The following is a 17736-nucleotide window of genomic DNA, read 5'->3' as shown; positions in this document are numbered from 1 at the left end:
AACCTGGTTCTCATTTGGCATGGGAGCAGACAGCAAAAAGCCGACCCCCTTGCAAGGATCGGCTTTGCAGTACCGGCAGCCGCGCCGGAAGGATTTACTTGAACAACATGGCGCCGGAAAGCCCTTCCTTCTCCAGGATTTCCCGCAACCGGCGCAGCGCTTCGACCTGGATCTGCCGCACCCGCTCACGGGTCAGGCCGATCTCCTGGCCTACCTCTTCCAGCGTGCTGGTCGGATAACCCCGCAGGCCGAAGCGGCGGGACAGGACTTCCTGCTGCTTGTCACTGAGCTGGTCGATCCAGGCCTCGATGCAGGAACACATATTGTTGTCCTGCAGGAGGTCCGCAGGGTCGGAAGCACCCTCGTCGGCAACGGTATCCAGCAGGGACTTGTCACCACCGGTCCCAATCGGTGTATCAACCGATGCCACCCGCTCATTAAGACCAAGCATGCGCTTAACATCCGCCACCGGCTTGTCCACCATGCGGGCAATTTCTTCCGCAGAGGGTTCATGGTCCAGTTTCTGGGTAAGCTCGCGGGCGGCCCGCAGATAGAGATTGAGCTCCTTGACCACATGAATCGGCAGCCGGATAGTCCGGGTCTGGTTCATGATCGCCCGCTCAATGGTCTGGCGAATCCACCAGGTGGCGTAGGTGGAGAAACGGAAACCGCGCTCCGGGTCAAACTTCTCCACTGCTCGGATCAGGCCCAGGTTACCCTCTTCAATCAGATCAAGGAGGGTAAGCCCACGGTTGACGTAGCGACGGGCAATCTTGACCACCAGCCGCAAATTGCTTTCGATCATCCGCTTGCGGCCGGATTCCTCACCCTTACGGGCGAGTCGCGCGAAGTAAACTTCTTCTTCGGGCGTCAAAAGAGGAGAAAAGCCGATTTCGTTGAGGTACAGCTGAGTTGCATCCAGCTGTTTTGTGGAGGTGAAATACCGCCCCTGGGTCGGGAAATCATCCTTTGATATCACGTCGTCGTCTGAAGACGTTTCCTTGTCGTCTGCTTCCGCCGTCATCAGTTCTTCTTCCGAATCTTCTACGTCTGATACACGATCGATAAGGAGACCTTCATGTTCTGCTGACATAGCTCTTGCCCCGCCTTTCAATGACCCTGGATTATCCACTCACTACTTCTTGTTATTGCGAGTGCCTGCTGTGTATTCGTTTTTTTCAGGACATTTCTGTTGGCCGGTTACCACTGTAACCGCATTCTTGTTATTTTTTAATCACTGTTTCGTGCCAGTGCCGGAGACCGGTGCGGTAATCACCGTGGCGGGAGGTAGCGAGCAGGATCAACCGGATTACCATTTTTTCGGATCTCAAAATGCAACTTGGGTCTGTCTGCACTGCTGCTTCCCAGCTCTGCGATAACCTGTCCGGCTTTCACGTCCTCCCCTTCCTGCACCAGAATCTTCCGGTTGTGAGCGTAAGCGCTCAGGTAGTGCTCATTGTGGTTCACAATGATCAGGTTACCGTAACCAAGCAAACCACTGCCAGCGTACACCACATTACCACTCGCTGCAGCCCGGACCGGGTCCCCTATATTTCCAGCAATATCAATACCCTTGTTGACCTTGCCGGTATCTGAATAACCTGCAAGTACGGTGCCAACATGCGGCCAGCGCCAATCTATACTGGCTACCTTCTGGGTCTGGCTACCTATAGGTGCCTGCCGGTCCGGAGCCCGGGTAACCGCCGGAGGTGGTTGCTTCGACGGTTGCTGTGCCGGGCGGCGCACCGCCTGTGACGGAGCACTGGCAACCGGCGCAGAGCGGCCACCCGAAGCATTCTGCCCGGCTGATGTTACAGTTCCGCGACGATCCAGCCGGAGAACCTGGCCGGCACGGATGGTCCAGGGCGCGCTGATACCATTGGCGCTGCCGAGTTCGCGATAATCGCGACCGTAGCGCCAGGCAATGCGGTAGAGGGTCTCACCGGGTTTGACGACATGCTGCCCCCAGTACACGGGAGGATTGTAGAGGTTATCCTGATAGAGCGCGGGGGTATTGCAGGCGGCAAGCAGGAGTGCCATGAGCAGGATCACTGCGGCATTACGCCAGCGGCGATACAGGCAACAGCGTCTCATGGCGCCAGTATCCGGGTGCCGGAAGGGGGCTGCCGGAACAGCGTTGACAAGCGCGTGGGTCGAACTCACGACTATAAAAAGCACCCTGGTTAGGACAAATCCATCTTAAAAATACGGCATTTTCTCAACAGATTACAGTAACTTGCTAATTTATTGCACATTTCAGGCATGAATCCAAGTTACCCACCCGCCATGCCTGTTACTGTACGAAACACAACCAGTGAACAAAAAGTAACACCCGGATCTGGTCCGGAGCCTGGACTCCGGATCAGAATCCGTCAGGAATGCCGCTTGGCCGGGGCCAGTGGTCCGCTCGCCAGCCATTCAACAGCCAGAACCAGACCAAAGCCAAGCACGGCCGCAACCAGAGCCATCAACCAATCCGATGACAGGCCGGTAATTTCAGCATAGTGCACCGGGGAGACACTGACCTCGTTGAGCGGAACCTGTTCGCCGGCACTGTTGGTACGCCAGCTCAGGGTCTGCTTCCAGGGCCAGACCTTGTTGAGCGCACCGACCATCAAGCCGGTCAGCAGCGCCATCACCGGGTCGTGGTACCGGTGAAATGCCCAGCTGATCAGCCGGGCGATGGACAACAGTCCGATCGCACAACCGGCCATGAACAAGCCGAGGGAACCCAGCTCGAGATTGCGGATGGCATCCAGCACAGGTCCGTACATGCCGATCACCACGAGGATAAAACTGCCGGATATGCCGGGCAGGATCATGGCACAGATCGCCAGTGCCCCGGAGCCGAGGAACAGCCAGGGGGTCAGTTCCACCTGCCCTGCTGACAGCGTGGTAATCCACCAGGCGAAGACGGCTCCTGCCGTCAACGGCACCAGTAACATGCCACGCAATTCGCGGATCTGGCGGCCGACATGCCACACGGACGCCACTATGAGACCGAAGAAAAAGCTCCAGAGCAGGATGGGATAGTCCGTCAGGGCCTGGCTGATCAGCGATGCGAGGGTGAGGATGCTGGCCAGAATACCAGCCAGCAGGCTGACCAGGAAGGTCCCGTCAATCGCCGTCCAGAAGGCCGCGATGCGGCCACGGGCCAGCTCCCGGATAGCCGCCGGGGGCAGCGCATTGATCGCCGCCAGCAGCCGGAAATAGATACCGGTGATAAACGCGATGGTACCGCCGGATACGCCCGGTACGATATCGGCCGCGCCCATGGCAATGCCCCGCAGGAAAACACCCAGGGGGCTTTGCTGGCGCGCTTCTTCGCCCGGCGAACTGCCTTGCTGGTCGGTCAACGGATCACCCCGTGCAACAGGGGCACGAATCGTACCGGCTCAATCTCTCGGGTCTTGAATTTGTCGCCGTGGCGGGTGATCTCCACCAGCATCTGGGCTTCATCGCCCACCGGGGCAACCAGCACGCCGCCTTCCGCCAGCTGCTCCAGCAACTCTTCCGGCACCTCACGGGGAGCGGCCGTCACGATAATACCATCGAAGGGGCCCTTTTCCGGCCACCCCATTCCGCCATCCGCGTGTCTCAGCATCACGTTGCGAATACCAATCTGGCGTAGCCGTTCCCGCGCCCGGTCCTGCAGGGGCTTGATCCGTTCAACGCTGTACACCTCCGCCACCAACTGGGCGAGGATCGCCGTCTGGTAACCAGACCCGGTTCCGAGCTCCAGCACCTTGCGGGGCTGGTGCGCCATCAGCGTCTCCGTCATCTTTGCCACAATGTAGGGCTGGGACAGCGTCTGGCCATGGCCGATCGGCAACGAGGTGTCCTCGTAGGCCCGGTGCGCGAGCGCTTCATCCAGAAAGATATGGCGCGGAAGGTCACCCATCACGCCAAGCACCTGTTCATCCCGGATACCGGATTCCCGCAGCCGCTGGATCAACCGCATCCGGGTGCGCCGGGATGTCATCCCGATTCCCTGGAGTTCTGCCGCAACCATCAGTTCAGCCCCTCCATCCAGTCACGCAGGGGAGACAGCGCTTCGTGGCGCGTCATATCAACGTGGACCGGGGTAATTGACACGTAGTTTTCCCGCACCGCATGGAAGTCCGTGCCCGGGCCGGCGTCGCTACCTTCTCCGGCCGCACCGATCCAGTAGCGCGCCTTGCCTCGCGGGCAGGTCATGGGCACAGCACCCTCTGCCCTGCTGCGATGCCCGAGGCGGGTCACCCGGAAGCCGGCCAACTGTTCCCAGGGCACATCCGGTACATTGACGTTGAGAATGCAGCGCGGACCCAGCCCTGGAGGCGCCTTCTGTTCCAGCAGCGTTCTGATCACCCGGGCGGCGGTTTCATAATGGAAATGACCATCGTTGACCAACGAGACTGCAATGGCAGGCAAACCCAGATTGCGGCCCTCGGTCGCTGCAGCAACCGTACCGGAATAAATTATGTCGTCACCAAGATTGGCGTGGGTGTTAATACCCGATATCACCCGGTCAAAGGGCTCGTCAAACAGGCCATTGACCGCGAGATGGACACAGTCAGTCGGCGTCCCGTCCACCGAACGGAAGCCATTGCCATGCATCTCGACAGTCAGTGGCCGATTCAGTGTCAGTGCATTGCTGGCGCCACTGTGGTCCCGGTCAGGCGCCACCACCTCCAGTTCTGCAATGCCTTGCAATCCGTCGTAGAGCGCCTGAAGCCCGGGGGAATGAACACCGTCATCATTCGATAACAGAATACGCACAGTTATCTCCGCTAGCCTTTGCCGAATCGTCGTACTGTGCCCGCTCCCGGGAATCTGGCTGAGAAGCCGTTCTGGGGAACCAGACGGCCATCGCCGGCACGACGTTCAGTTATTGTAATTCGGGGTCTTGCTGCCCCTGAGTATCTGAAAACCCTATAATATGCCTTGTTCAGGCTTCATCTGCGAGCGCCGATTGATCTTTTGCCGGCTCTCGCAGTTCGAAAACATCTTCCAGCAACGCTGTTGCGTACTCACCGGGAGCCAGTCCGAATCTCAGGACCAGCCGGTCCGCTGCCAGCCATTGCCATGACAACCCGACGGGCTGCAGCACCAGTGGCCGCCGTTCCGGCGCCATGCGGGTAGACGCAAACACTGCGGCAATCAGCGGATGGCTGTTCACCACCTCGAACTCCAGCTCGCCCTGAGCGCCACTCGCCCTGGTGCCACCATCGCCCCACAATGGCCCGGTAGCCCCTGGCGGGGACGACGAGCCCGGCTCGCCCTCCAGTATCCGGTTCCAGCTACCGTCAACGACCCGGCGGGCCAACACCTCATTGAAAAGCCAGGAACGCGCCGCCGAAAAGTACATGGCATCCCGGGCCGCGTTGCGGTTACGGCCCCGTTTTTTGCGACTGGACAGCGTGCGGCTGGTCAGCCCAATGGCCCGTTCCAGGTTGGCGCCGCCGTGGCCAAACCGCTGGCGTCCGAAATAGTTGGGCACCCCTACAGCCGCCACTTCGTGGAGCGCTGCCTCAATCTCGGCGCGGTCACCCTGCACTTCCGTCAGGGTTATCTCGAAGCGGTTACCCTGGTGATCGCCTCGCCGCAGTTTTGCCCGGTCACGGCAGGCCGCGAGTACCGGCCATCGTGCACTGACCTGACCCACCAGTTCAGCATCTGCGGCTTCCATGCCCGGCCGGTAAAGACTGAACCACTGGGTCGTCACGGCATTGCGATCTTTAAGGCCGCAGAATCCGACGTCAAAATCCCGGCATCCCGCCAGGGCTGCAAGCTCCCGCGCCACATATTCGGTATTGTCGCCGGACTTCCGCAACCGCAGGCAAAGGTGCTCTCCGGCGCCGCTGACCTGGCCGTCCTTCCTGCCTGCGACGTTACCATCGTCAACCTCACTCTCATCTGCGAGCCGGTCCAGCACCTCGTCCACCCGGAAATCCTCCGGGCAGGCCTTGAGGACGGCTTGTCCAGGCCGGCGGCCACGGGAGCCAGGCCAGTCCATCCGCCATGATCGTAGCGCTTCGGTCATGGTTCGAGGGACTCCAGCAGGCAGATTGCCTGGCAGGCAATACCTTCGCCACGGCCAGTAAACCCGAGCTTCTCGGTGGTAGTCGCCTTGACACTGACCCGGCCTGCCGAAATGCCAAGATCCTCGGCAATGTTCAGCCGCATCGCCGTAATGTGGGGCGCCATCCTGGGGGCCTGGGCAATGATGGTGGCGTCTATGTTTACCACCGCAAAGCCTTCCGCGGTAACTCTGGCAACCACCTCGCGCAGCAGGTCACGACTGTCGGCGCCGGCCCACTGGTCACTGGTATCCGGAAACAGGTGACCGATATCGCCGAGCGCTGCCGCGCCCAGGAGAGCATCCGCAAGGGCATGAAGCAGCACATCGCCGTCGGAGTGGGCCAGCAAACCCTTGCTGAACGGAATGCGGACGCCGCCGAGGACCACATGGTCGCCGGGACAAAATGCATGAACATCAAAACCCTGGCCGATTCTCATCACTGATTCTCACTGTTGGGGACCGATGGACCGCCGCCGATCTGGCCGAGGATGAATCCGGCCAGTGCGAGGTCCGCAGGTAAGGTAATTTTAAGGTTGTCCGACCGGCCTTCAACCAGCTCCGGGATCAGTCCGGCATGCTCAACAGCGGAGGCTTCGTCGGTTACCGCAACACCCGCATCAAGTGCTTTCACCAGCGCCTCCGCCAGGATTTGATAACGGAACATCTGCGGCGTCAACGCCCGCCACAAGGAGCTGCGATCCACGGTGGCCTCGACCTCAAGGCTGCCCGGCCGGGTCCGCTTCAGGGTATCAGTTACCGGAGCCGCCAGCAGACCCCCGACCGCATGCCCCGACAAACGGGTAATGAGTCGGTCCAGGTCCCCCGGGTGAAGACAGGGGCGGGCAACATCATGCACCAGTACCCAGTCATCCGGGGCCGCCCGGGTTGCCAGCGCAGCCAGTGCGGCCAGGACCGAATCGGCCCGCTCACGACCGCCGGTGCAGGTATGGATTCGGGGATTGGTGCTGGCCAGGGTCCCGGGCCACCAGCTGTCCTCCGGGTGCAGAGCCACCATGCAACCACTGAAGCATGGATGCTGAAGCAGACGCGAAAGGGTGATATCAAGAATGTAACGGCCGTCAAGCCGCAGATATTGCTTGGGGCAGTCAGCCTGCATACGCTGGCCGATGCCTGCAGCCGGAACTACCAGCCAGTATCGGGACCTATTCATCAAAGAGAGTCATCACAGAGAGTCATGAGGGACGGTCATGGGGTGCTCATGGGCTGGTCATGGGCTGGTCATCAGGTGGCTATCGAGAGTTGACGGGACTGCTGACCTCAGTTTTCAACAACGAGGAAAAACGTTTCGTTCTGGCGAATCAGCCCCAGGTTCATCCGAGCACGTTCCTCGATGGCACCCTGCTCACTGCGCAGATTGCGAACCTCCGCATACAGTAGCTCGTTTCGCGCTGCGAGTTCGGCATTCTCCGCCCGCTGATCACTGATGGCTTCGTTCAGGCTCCAGACCTGGGCAAAGCTGCCTTCCCCCACCCACAAGCGCACCTGGAGGAGCAGAATCATCACGACCATGAAAGACCAGAGCAGTTTCATCCCGGAACCTGTATTCGCACAAAAGTTACCCAACCCGATTACATGTTAGAGCACTTTAACAACATTTTCCTCTAACTCTTTATGCAAAAAGGCCATCATGAAAGGAAATTCACTCCCCCTGCATGATGGCCCCGATCCTTCAGCCCGGAAAAGCCGGGCTGCGATCAGCCCTGGCCCTTGATTTCACTCAGGCCACGATAAGGTGCCTTGCCTTCCAGAGCCTCCTCGATGCGCAGCAACTGGTTGTACTTGGCAACACGGTCTGAACGGCACAGCGAACCGGTCTTGATCTGACCGGCACAGGTGGCTACTGCCAGGTCGGCGATGGTGGTGTCCTCGGTTTCACCGGAACGGTGTGAAATCACCGCAGTGTAACCCGCGTCCTGGGCCATCTTGATGGCATCCAGGGTTTCACTCAGGCTGCCGATCTGGTTGAACTTGATCAGGATGGAGTTACCAATGCCCTTGTCGATACCCTGCTTGAGGATCCGGGTATTGGTGACAAACAGGTCGTCCCCGACCAGCTGAACCTTGCTGCCAAGCTTGTCGGTCAGTACCTTCCAGCCTTCCCAGTCACTCTCGTCCATACCGTCTTCGATGGAAACGATCGGGTACCGCTCGCAAAGGCCGGCCAGGTAGTCAGCAAAACCAGCGGAATCAAACGACTTGCCTTCACCGGACAACTGGTACTGACCGTCCTTGTAGAACTCGGAGGAGGCACAGTCGAGTGCCAGGGTAACATCCTTGCCCAGCACATAGCCGGCCTGCTCTACCGCTTCCTGGATGACCGCCAGCGCCGCTTCATTGGAAGGCAGGTTGGGGGCAAAACCACCCTCATCACCTACCGCGGTGTTCAGGCCCTGGGCCTTGAGCACCTTCTTCAGGCTGTGGAAAATTTCCGCGCCGATGCGCAGGGCTTCTGCGAAGTTCGTCGCCGCAACCGGCTGTACCATGAACTCCTGGATATCGACGTTGTTGTCGGCGTGCTCGCCACCGTTGAGGATGTTCATCATCGGTACCGGCATGGAGAACTTGCCGGAGGTGCCGTTGATATCGGCAATATGTTCATACAGAGGCTTGCCGAGGGAGGCAGCGGCTGCCTTGGCGGCTGCCAGGGATACCGCCAAGATCGCATTGGCGCCCAGGTTGGCCTTGTTTTCGGTGCCGTCCAGCTCGAGCATGATGTTGTCCAGGCCACGCTGGTCAGCAGCATCCTTACCGACCAGGGCATCGCGGATCACGGTGTTGACGGCGTCAACGGCCTTGCGGACACCCTTGCCCAGGTAACGGGACGCGTCCTGATCACGAAGTTCCAGCGCCTCACGGGAACCGGTGGAGGCACCGGAAGGTGCACAGGCCCGGCCCAGGGTTCCGTCTTCCAGAACGACATCCGCCTCGACGGTGGGGTTCCCGCGGGAATCCAGCACTTCACGGGCTTTGATGTTGGCAATTTTGGTCATCCGTCTGATTCTCCGATTCTGTCAGTGTTCAGTTATTCAGGGTAAATAAGGGATTAGCCGTTTCGACGCCCGGCTCATGCCGTGTCGATGGGCGGGAAACCTTTGACCAGATCGTCAATGGCCTTGACCTGGCTCAGGAAGGCTTCCAGTTGGCTCAGGCGCAGGGCGCAAGGTCCATCACACATGGCTTTGTCCGGATCCGGATGGGCCTCCAGGAAAAGCCCGGCCAGCCCCTGGGACATGCCCGCACGGGCCAGCTCTGACACCTGGGCCCGGCGACCGCCGGCGGAGTCGGCACGACCACCCGGCATCTGCAGGGCGTGGGTCACGTCAAAGAATACCGGCACCTCCAGCGCTTTCATGATGCCAAATCCCAGCATGTCCACCACCAGGTTGTTATAGCCGAAGCTGGTGCCGCGTTCGCAGAGAATGACGCGGTCGTTACCGGCTTCCTCGCATTTGCGGATGATATGTTTCATCTCCTGGGGTGCCAGGAACTGGGCTTTCTTGATATTGATGACCGCGCCGGTACGGGCCATCGCCACCACCAGATCGGTCTGGCGGCTCAGAAAGGCCGGCAACTGGATGACATCACACACTTCCGCCGCAGGCGCCGCCTGATGGGGCTCGTGGATGTCGGAAATGATGGGCACGTTGAACCGGCTCTTGATATCCGCCAGGATCCGCAGCCCCTCATCCAGGCCGGGACCACGGAACGAATTAATCGACGACCGGTTGGCCTTGTCAAACGAGGCCTTGAAAACATAGGGAATGCCAAGCTTGCGGGTCACTTCCACATAGGCTTCCGCCACTTCGAAAGCCAGTTCCCGGGATTCAAGCACGTTCATGCCACCGAACAGGACAAAGGGCTTGTCGTTGGCAATCTGCAGGTCGGCGACCGAGACTTCTTTCTGTGCCATGGGCGTTTATTCCTGTCTGATTCCGGCGTGCCGCCGGTAAATCAAAACGCCGACAGGGTCTCCCCTACCGGCGCTGTGGTCGAGCTGTCAGCTCTTGTGGCGAGCCAGTGCCGCCTCAACGAAGCCGGTGAACAGCGGATGGCCGTCCCGGGGCGTCGATGTGAATTCCGGGTGGAACTGGCAGGCCACGAACCAGGGATGGTCCGGAACCTCAACCACCTCCACCAGCTTGCCATCGGTGGAGCGCCCGGAAATCTGGAGGCCGGCACCCTCGAGCTGCGGAAGGAAATGGTTGTTCACCTCAAAACGATGACGGTGACGCTCGCGAATAACCTTCTTGCCATAGCATGCGGCAATGGTAGAGCCCTCGGTCAGCACACAATCCTGGGCGCCCAGACGCATGGTGCCACCAAGATCCGACGTTTCGGTACGCTCCTCACGCTCACCGCTGGCATCCAGCCACTCGGTAATCAGGCCAACCACCGGCTCCGGCGTGTGCTCGCGGAACTCGGTGCTGTGGGCGCTCTTCAATCCGGCCACATTGCGGGCGTATTCAATAACCGCAACCTGCATGCCGAGACAGATACCCAGGTAAGGGACCTTGTTCTCACGGGCATACTGTACGGTGCGGATCTTGCCTTCAACGCCACGCTCGCCAAATCCACCCGGCACCAGAATGGCGTCGGCACTATCCAGCACACCGGTGCCGTCGCGTTCGATGTCTTCCGAGTCGATGTAGTTGATCGTGACCTTGGTGCGGGTCTTGATGCCTGCATGCAGCAGCGACTCGATCAGTGACTTGTAGGCATCCAGCAGTTCCATGTACTTGCCGACCATGGCAATGGTCACTTCCTGCTGCGGATTCATCAGGGACTCGACAACGCCGTCCCACTCGCTCAGATCCGCCGGCCGGGCGTCGAGACCGAAGCGCTCGATAACCAGCTGGTCGAGACCGTGCTCATGCAGCATCCGCGGAATGGCATAGATGGACCTGGCATCCTGCAACGGGATAACCGCGCGCTCTTCCACGTTGGTGAACAGCGCAATCTTGCGACGGGAACTGACATCAACCTCATGCTCGGAGCGGCACAGCAGGATATCCGGCTGCAGGCCTATGGAGCGCATTTCCTTCACTGAATGCTGGGTCGGCTTGGTCTTGATCTCGCCGGCCGTAGCGATGTACGGGACCAGAGTCAGGTGCATGAACAGCGCGCGCTGCGGCCCCACCTCCACTTTCAGCTGACGGCAGGCCTCGAGGAACGGCAGGGACTCGATGTCACCCACGGTGCCGCCGATTTCAATCAGTGCCACATCGGCACCGGCCGCACCTTCGATAACGCGGCGCTTGATTTCGTCGGTAATATGGGGAATCACCTGCACGGTGCCACCCAGGTAATCGCCGCGGCGCTCCTTGCGGATCACCTCTTCGTAGACGCGACCGGTAGTGAAGTTATTGCGGCGTGTCATCGGTGTGCGGATGAAACGCTCGTAATGGCCCAGGTCAAGGTCGGTTTCCGCGCCATCATCGGTGACAAAAACCTCACCATGCTGGAAGGGGCTCATGGTGCCGGGGTCCACGTTAATGTACGGGTCCAGCTTGAGAATTGTGACCTTCAGGCCGCGTGCCTCTAGGATCGCGGCCAGAGAGGCTGATGCGATTCCTTTCCCCAAGGAGGACACGACACCGCCGGTGACGAAAATATAACGCGTCATGCAGATTCCGTGATTTGTCTGGTTCGGTGAAGGAGGGAGATTGTCATCTCAAGATGGGACGCCAGACTACCAGAATCCCCGCCTCTACTCAATCACAATCCCGCTCCTGAACAATCCGCCAGCCGCTCTCCGGCGCCGCTCCGCTGAATGCCGGAGAGGTCCACAGGTGGCCCGCACCCACAAGCTCTTTTCCTTTTAAAAACAACGGCAAAATTTCCCGCTCCCAGGGCGGGACCTGTTGTTCCTGCAGCCATTTCTTGAGTGGCCGCGCGACACCATCCGGACTTGTCCGGATACGCTCACCACCACTGCGCACGCTCACCCGGATGTCCGGGGCCGCCGGAGGATTCTCCACCGCCGGTTCCAGCCGGAGGCGCCAGCCACCCCACGCCAGCCCAGCACCCGGAACCAGTCTCTCCTCCCCGGCCGGTACTGGCAGCGGATCAGCCACCAGATACAACGCTCCGCGAAACCGCCGCACAGCAAACCCCGCCCCCCGAAGCTCGGGGGCACCATCATCCGCAGCGCACAGCAATTCGTCGATCACCTGGTCCCAGTCCGCCAGCCCGGGCACCGGGTAATCGTGACTCCGGATCCACCAGCCCAGCAGGTTCTTCCGCTCAACCGGGGCCAGCCGGGCCAGCCCGGCCAGCATCAGGTTACCCTCACCATCATCGGTCTGTTGATAATGGATCAGGGCAAGACTCTGCGCCAGCGCATCGGCCTCCCGACAGGCCTGTGCCGTACTCGCCAATCGCCTCTCCAGGTACGGCCAGCGGGTTTTCAGCAACGGCAGAATGGTGTGGCGCAGGAAATTGCGGTCATGGCGTTCATCAATGTTGCTGGGATCTTCCACCCACGTCATCCCGGCGGCCCGTGCAACCTCCCGCAACCGTTCCCGGGTCAGCCCCAGCCACGGCCGAAATACCCTGCCCTGCGCCAGTGACCGGGCAGCCGGGATCCCCCCGAGGCCCAGCACCCCGGAACCACGGAGCAGACGAAAAAACACGGTCTCGGCCTGGTCATCGGCGTGGTGGGCCATCAGCAGCACATTCCCGGCCTCCAGGCCGCGGGCAAATGCCTGGTAGCGCGCCTGGCGGGCGGCTTCCTCAAGCCCTCCGCGGTCCCGGGTGACGGTCACCCGCTCTACGCGCAGCGGCACGCCGAGGTCGGCGCACAGATCACGACAGAAGGTTTCACAGGTAGCGGCGTTGGGCTGTAACTGGTGATTGACGTGCAGCGCGGTGAGCCCACCTTGCCGTAATTGCGGCAGGGTGGACGCGACATGGAGCAGAAGTACGGAATCGAGCCCGCCACTGAGGGCCACCCAGTAACGGGAAGCGGCGGGCACTGCTGCCAGGGGGGCAGTCAGGTCCGCCGGCCAGGAGAACTCTTTCGGGCGGGTGTCACCGCCCCGCATCATAGCGGGTCAGCCGCTCGTAACGACGGGAAATCAGCTCATCCATCGGCAAACGACTGAGGTCTGCGACACCTTTGGCGAGAAGTGTGTGCAGCGACTCGGCCATCTTCTCCGGATTGCGGTGGGCGCCCCCCAGCGGCTCGGGAATCACATTGTCAGCAACACCCAGCTCTTTCAGGCGATCGGCGGTCACGCCCATGGCCTCAGCGGCGACGGACGCATACTCGGCACTCTTCCACAGAATGGAAGCACAGCCTTCGGGAGAGATAACCGCATAGGTGGAATACTGCAGCATATTGAGCTGATCGCAGACACCAATGGCCAGGGCACCACCGGAACCACCCTCACCGATCACCGTAGAAATGATCGGCGTTTTCAGACGCGACATGACCGCAAGATTGAAGGCGATTGCCTCACTCTGGCCACGCTCTTCGGCACCGATGCCCGGGTAGGCACCTGGCGTATCAATAAAGGTCAGGATCGGCATCTTGAAACGCTCGGCCATCTCCATCAGACGCAGGGCCTTGCGGTAGCCCTCCGGACGCGGCATGCCGAAATTGCGCTTGACCTTGTCCCGCACTTCGCGGCCCTTCTGGTGACCGATGACCATCACCGGCTTGCCATCGAGGCGCGCGGTACCACCGACAATGGACAGGTCGTCGGCATAACGGCGATCACCGTGCAACTCATCGAAATCGTCAAAGATCATCTCGATATAATCGAGGGTATAGGGGCGACGCGGATGACGGGCCAGGCGGGCGACATCCCACGGTTTCAGGTCGGAGAAAATGCTTTCCGTCAGGTTGACGCTTTTGCTTTTCAGCCGGTTGATTTCGTCGGTGATGTTGATATCGGTGTCGTTACCCACCATCCGAAGCTCTTCAATCTTGGCTTCAAGGTCGGCAATCGGCTGTTCGAAATCCAGGTAATTAGGGTTCATGATGTTCCGTCATTTGCTTGCTGAGCGAGGGACTCGGCCTCACCAAACCAGAATTTGGGGTTAAAACCGTTAAGTTGCCTAAAGATAGCAGCGCCCGGTCAGGGGCTAAAGCGGACATTGGTATGAGTCCGCTTTCTGACAAAACTGTAATAATCGCGATATTTAATCATAGACCAGTTCGACGCCACGCTCCCCTACCAGATAACGCAACTCCACCAGCAGGTCGTCATTCGGCTGCACCCGCCAGCTCTCACCCAGCTCGATTCGGGTGCTGGCCTTGCCACTGCTGTATTCAATCCACACCGGGCTACCCTCGCAACGGAACGGCCGCAAGGTCGAATCCAGCTTGTCCAGCAGGCCATTCTGCAACTGGTCGGAGTGCAGACTCAGCTTCAGCCCGCGACTGAACTGCTGGCGCGCGGTTGCCACGTCCATCACCGAGCTGACCCGCATTTTCATCTGTCCCGAGTAATCGTCGTGGCTGACCACGCCCTCCAGCACAATGACCTGGTCACCCTGCAGCAGCTCCCGGTTCTCGAAAAAGGCCTCGGAAAACAGGGTCGCCTCGATCCGGGCACTGCGATCATCGAGGGTGATAAAACACATGGTGGAACCGGTACGGGTTTTCATGGTGCGCTGGGCAACGACCAGGCCCGCCACCCGCTGGGGTGACTTGTTCGGCTTGAGGTCTGCGATGGACGAGCGGACAAAACGCCGAACCTCCCGCTCGTACTCGTCGAACGGATGGCCGGTCAGATACAACCCCAGGGTATCCTTCTCGCCCTTCAGGCGTTCTTTCTCCGGCCACTCGCGAAGGTGCGCCACGTCCGCGTAGGCATCGCCATCCTCACCCGCTTCCAGCATGTCACCAAACATGTCGACCATGCCTACCGACTCGTTGCGGGACTGCTGGCCGGCCTGCTGCACGGCCTTGTCGATACTGGCCATGAGCTGCGCCCGGCCCGGGCCAAGCTTGTCCATGGCACCGGCGCGGATGACCGCCTCCATGGCCCGTTTGTTAACCTTTTTCAGATCTACCCGGCGGCAGAAGTCGAAAATGTCCTTGTAGGGCCCGGCTTCCCGGCGCCGCTCCACAATACTCTGGATCGGCCCCTCGCCCAGCCCCTTGATGGCGCCGAGACCATACACAATCTGGCCGTCGTCGTTCACCGTGAAGGTGTATTCCGAGGTACTGACGTCCGGCAGCACCAGGTCCAGCTTCATGTTGCGACACTCTTCCACCAGCGTCACCACCTTGTCGGTGTTCTGCATATCGGCAGTAAGTACCGCCGCCATGAACTCCGCAGGGTAATGGGCCTTCAGCCACAGCGTCTGGTAGGACACCAGGGCGTAGGCCGCCGAGTGCGACTTGTTGAAGCCGTAGCCGGCAAACTTCTCGACCAGGTCGAAGATGTTCTCCGCGAGGGTCTTGTCGATGCCATTATTCGCGCAGCCGTCCAGGAAGATCTGCTTCTGTTTGGCCATCTCCTCGGGCTTCTTCTTACCCATGGCCCGCCGCAGCATGTCGGCGCCACCGAGGGTATAGCCGGCCATCACCTGGGCGATCTGCATGACCTGCTCCTGGTACAGGATGACCCCGTAGGTGGGTTCCAGAACCGGCTTCAGGCCTTCGTACTGATAATCCGGGTGCGGGTAGGACAGCGGCTGGCGTCCGTGCTTCCGGTCAATGAAGTCATCCACCATGCCGGACTGCAGGGGGCCGGGTCGGAACAGCGCCACCAGGGCGATCATGTCTTCCAGCGAGTCCGGCTGCAGGCGGCGGATGAGGTCTTTCATGCCGCGGGATTCCAGCTGGAATACCGCGGTAGTCTCGGCTTTCTTGAGCATGTCGAACGACGGAATGTCGTCCAGCGGAATCTCGTTGATGTCGAGGGGTGGCAAACCGCGCTTTTCACGGCGCGGATTGATCATCTTCAGGGCCCAGTCAATGATGGTCAGGGTTCGCAGCCCGAGGAAGTCGAACTTCACCAGCCCGGCATCTTCCACGTCGCCCTTGTCGAACTGGGTAACCAGGCTGCCGCCTTCATCATCACAGTACAGCGGTGAAAAATCGGTGATCTTGGTGGGCGCAATAACCACGCCCCCCGCGTGCTTGCCGGCATTACGGCAAACACCCTCAAGCTTGAGCGCCATTTCCCAGATTTCCTGGGCCTCTTCATCCTGCTCGAGGAACTCCTTGAGCGTGGGCTCCTGCTCGATGGCCTTTGACAGGGTCATCCCGACTTCAAAGGGAATCATCTTGGACAGCTTGTCCGCCAGGCCATAGGACTTGCCCTGTACCCGGGCCACGTCCCGCACCACCGCCTTGGCCGCCATCGTACCAAAGGTAATGATCTGGGAGACCGCCTCGCGACCGTACTTTTCGGCGACATAGGCGATTACCCGATCGCGGCCTTCCATACAGAAGTCGACGTCGAAGTCGGGCATGGAAACCCGCTCCGGGTTGAGGAACCGTTCGAACAGCAGGTCGTATTCGAGCGGATCGAGGTCGGTGATCAGCTGGGCATAGGCCACCAGGGAGCCGGCACCGGAACCCCGGCCGGGGCCGACCGGCACACCGTTGTTCTTGGCCCACTTGATAAAGTCCATAACGATCAGGAAGTAGCCCGGGAACCCCATCTGGATGATGATGTCCAGTTCGAAGTTGAGGCGCTTGTAATAGGCTTCCCGCTTGACGTCGTACTCCGGATCATCCTTGCTCAGGGTTTTTGCCAGCCGCTCCTCAAGGCCTTCTTCCGACACCTTGCGGAAGTATTCATCCATGGTCATGCCGTCAGGCACCGGGTAGTTGGGCAGGAAGTATTCGCCCATCCGAACCTTGACTGAACAGCGGCGGGCAATTTCCACGGTGTTCTGCACCGCCTCGGGAATATCGGCAAACAGCTCGATCATTTCATCGGCGCTGCGCAGATACTGCTGGTCGCTGAACCGGCGGTCGCGGCGGGGATCGTCCAGGGTCCGGCTCTCGCCGATGCAGACCCGGGCTTCATGGGCCTCGAAGTCATCGGCGGTCAGGAAGTGAACATCGTTGGTGGCAACCACCGGACACTGCAACTCGTCCGCCAGTGCCACGCTCAGATGCAGGCAGTCTTCGTCTCCGGCCCGACCGGTACGTTGCAGCTCCAGGTAGTAGGACTCGGGGTACAGCGCCATCCAGTAGCGCGCCCGCTCCTGCGCCAGCTCGGGCTTGCCGGCCAGCAACGCCTTGCCGACATCCCCCATTTTGCCTCCGGACAGGGCGATCAGCCCGGCCGGACGGTCTTCGAGCCAACTGCGCTGCACAATGGGCTTGCCGAAGCGCTGGCCTTCGGTGTATCCGAGCGAAATGATCTCGGTGAGGTTGAGATAGCCCTCATTGTTGCGGGCCAGCAGGGTCAGGCGAAAGGGGTTTTCCGGCTCGTCCGGGTTATCGAGCCAGAGATCCGCTCCTATGATGGGTTTCACACCCGCGCCCAGCGCAGCCTTGTAGAAACGCACCAGGGAACACATGTTGGACTGTTCGGTAAGGCCCACCGCCGGCATGCCCAGCTCGGCAACCCGGCTGATCAGCGGTTTGACACGCACCAGGCCGTCTACCATGGAGTATTCGGAATGTACGCGCAGGTGTACAAAGGTCTGAGCCATAACGTCGCAAGAATCCAGCTTTT

At 60.3% G+C, this 17736-nt stretch carries 15 protein-coding genes; all 15 read right to left on the bottom strand.

The window, feature by feature from the left end:
- Positions 1 to 94: 94 nt before the first annotated feature.
- The gene (rpoS, locus tag CLH61_RS01190) at positions 95 to 1093 is read right to left on the bottom strand and encodes an RNA polymerase sigma factor RpoS (protein ID WP_099612876.1); all 999 of its coding nucleotides are present in this window, start codon (positions 1091 to 1093) and stop codon (positions 95 to 97) included.
- A gap of 179 nt (positions 1094 to 1272) precedes the next feature.
- Complete coding sequence (locus CLH61_RS01185; protein ID WP_407657547.1) at positions 1273 to 2040, bottom strand: peptidoglycan DD-metalloendopeptidase family protein; 768 nt, start codon at positions 2038 to 2040, stop codon at positions 1273 to 1275.
- Positions 2041 to 2372: 332 nt separating this feature from the next.
- On the bottom strand, positions 2373 to 3275 hold the full coding sequence (locus CLH61_RS01180) for a DUF368 domain-containing protein (RefSeq protein ID WP_099613216.1): 903 nt from the start codon (positions 3273 to 3275) through the stop codon (positions 2373 to 2375).
- 77 nt (positions 3276 to 3352) lie between these two features.
- Positions 3353 to 4012: a protein-L-isoaspartate(D-aspartate) O-methyltransferase gene (locus CLH61_RS01175; RefSeq protein ID WP_099612874.1), complete on the bottom strand. Its 660-nt coding sequence runs from the start codon at positions 4010 to 4012 to the stop codon at positions 3353 to 3355.
- Positions 4012 to 4761 (bottom strand): 5'/3'-nucleotidase SurE, encoded by a 750-nt coding sequence (gene surE / locus CLH61_RS01170; RefSeq protein WP_099612873.1) that lies wholly within the window; start codon positions 4759 to 4761, stop codon positions 4012 to 4014. The genes CLH61_RS01175 and surE overlap by 1 nt, the downstream gene beginning before the upstream one ends.
- A 169-nt stretch (positions 4762 to 4930) precedes the next feature.
- A complete protein-coding gene (gene truD / locus CLH61_RS01165) occupies positions 4931 to 6025 on the bottom strand; it encodes a tRNA pseudouridine(13) synthase TruD (protein ID WP_099612872.1) in 1095 nt (364 codons plus the stop codon).
- Positions 6022 to 6501 carry a 2-C-methyl-D-erythritol 2,4-cyclodiphosphate synthase gene (gene ispF, locus CLH61_RS01160; protein WP_099612871.1) on the bottom strand — a complete coding sequence of 160 codons (480 nt, stop codon included), beginning with the start codon at positions 6499 to 6501 and terminating at the stop codon, positions 6022 to 6024. The genes truD and ispF overlap by 4 nt, the downstream gene beginning before the upstream one ends.
- Entirely contained in the window at positions 6501 to 7235 is a 735-nt protein-coding gene (gene ispD / locus CLH61_RS01155; protein WP_099612870.1) for a 2-C-methyl-D-erythritol 4-phosphate cytidylyltransferase, read from the bottom strand. The genes ispF and ispD overlap by 1 nt, the downstream gene beginning before the upstream one ends.
- Before the next feature lie 107 nt (positions 7236 to 7342).
- Complete coding sequence (locus tag CLH61_RS01150) at positions 7343 to 7615, bottom strand: septum formation initiator family protein (RefSeq protein ID WP_099612869.1); 273 nt, start codon at positions 7613 to 7615, stop codon at positions 7343 to 7345.
- A gap of 164 nt (positions 7616 to 7779) precedes the next feature.
- The gene (gene eno / locus CLH61_RS01145; protein ID WP_099612868.1) at positions 7780 to 9075 is read right to left on the bottom strand and encodes a phosphopyruvate hydratase; all 1296 of its coding nucleotides are present in this window, start codon (positions 9073 to 9075) and stop codon (positions 7780 to 7782) included.
- Positions 9076 to 9149: 74 nt separating this feature from the next.
- A complete protein-coding gene (gene kdsA / locus CLH61_RS01140) occupies positions 9150 to 9995 on the bottom strand; it encodes a 3-deoxy-8-phosphooctulonate synthase (protein ID WP_099612867.1) in 846 nt (281 codons plus the stop codon).
- 87 nt (positions 9996 to 10082) lie between these two features.
- Complete coding sequence (locus CLH61_RS01135; RefSeq protein ID WP_099612866.1) at positions 10083 to 11708, bottom strand: CTP synthase; 1626 nt, start codon at positions 11706 to 11708, stop codon at positions 10083 to 10085.
- Between the two features lie 88 nt (positions 11709 to 11796).
- Complete coding sequence (tilS, locus tag CLH61_RS01130) at positions 11797 to 13131, bottom strand: tRNA lysidine(34) synthetase TilS (protein ID WP_099612865.1); 1335 nt, start codon at positions 13129 to 13131, stop codon at positions 11797 to 11799.
- Positions 13115 to 14068, bottom strand: coding sequence for an acetyl-CoA carboxylase carboxyl transferase subunit alpha (accA, locus tag CLH61_RS01125; protein ID WP_099612864.1), 954 nt, complete (start codon positions 14066 to 14068; stop codon positions 13115 to 13117). Before accA ends, tilS begins: the two co-directional genes overlap by 17 nt.
- 162 nt (positions 14069 to 14230) lie before the next feature.
- Positions 14231 to 17713 (bottom strand): DNA polymerase III subunit alpha, encoded by a 3483-nt coding sequence (gene dnaE, locus CLH61_RS01120; protein ID WP_099612863.1) that lies wholly within the window; start codon positions 17711 to 17713, stop codon positions 14231 to 14233.
- Between the last annotated feature and the right edge of the window lie 23 nt (positions 17714 to 17736).

This window comes from Marinobacter profundi (genome assembly GCF_002744715.1).
GTDB classification, from domain to species: Bacteria; Pseudomonadota; Gammaproteobacteria; order Pseudomonadales; family Oleiphilaceae; genus Marinobacter; species Marinobacter profundi.
This window is presented reverse-complemented; position numbering and strand designations above follow the sequence as displayed.

Bases quoted from the DNA above. Each gene is read 5' to 3' on its own strand.
- rpoS (WP_099612876.1), bottom strand. From the start codon at position 1,093: ATGTCAGCAGAACATGAAGGTCTCCTTATCGATCGTGTATCAGACGTA.
- CLH61_RS01185 (WP_407657547.1), bottom strand. From the start codon at position 2,040: ATGGCACTCCTGCTTGCCGCCTGCAATACCCCCGCGCTCTATCAGGAT.
- CLH61_RS01180 (WP_099613216.1), bottom strand. From the start codon at position 3,275: ATGGGCGCGGCCGATATCGTACCGGGCGTATCCGGCGGTACCATCGCG.
- CLH61_RS01175 (WP_099612874.1), bottom strand. From the start codon at position 4,012: ATGGTTGCGGCAGAACTCCAGGGAATCGGGATGACATCCCGGCGCACC.
- truD (WP_099612872.1), bottom strand. From the start codon at position 6,025: ATGACCGAAGCGCTACGATCATGGCGGATGGACTGGCCTGGCTCCCGT.
- ispF (WP_099612871.1), bottom strand. From the start codon at position 6,501: ATGAGAATCGGCCAGGGTTTTGATGTTCATGCATTTTGTCCCGGCGAC.
- ispD (WP_099612870.1), bottom strand. From the start codon at position 7,235: ATGAATAGGTCCCGATACTGGCTGGTAGTTCCGGCTGCAGGCATCGGC.
- CLH61_RS01150 (WP_099612869.1), bottom strand. From the start codon at position 7,615: ATGAAACTGCTCTGGTCTTTCATGGTCGTGATGATTCTGCTCCTCCAG.
- eno (WP_099612868.1), bottom strand. From the start codon at position 9,075: ATGACCAAAATTGCCAACATCAAAGCCCGTGAAGTGCTGGATTCCCGC.
- kdsA (WP_099612867.1), bottom strand. From the start codon at position 9,995: ATGGCACAGAAAGAAGTCTCGGTCGCCGACCTGCAGATTGCCAACGAC.
- CLH61_RS01135 (WP_099612866.1), bottom strand. From the start codon at position 11,708: ATGACGCGTTATATTTTCGTCACCGGCGGTGTCGTGTCCTCCTTGGGG.
- tilS (WP_099612865.1), bottom strand. From the start codon at position 13,131: ATGATGCGGGGCGGTGACACCCGCCCGAAAGAGTTCTCCTGGCCGGCG.
- accA (WP_099612864.1), bottom strand. From the start codon at position 14,068: ATGAACCCTAATTACCTGGATTTCGAACAGCCGATTGCCGACCTTGAA.
- dnaE (WP_099612863.1), bottom strand. From the start codon at position 17,713: ATGGCTCAGACCTTTGTACACCTGCGCGTACATTCCGAATACTCCATG.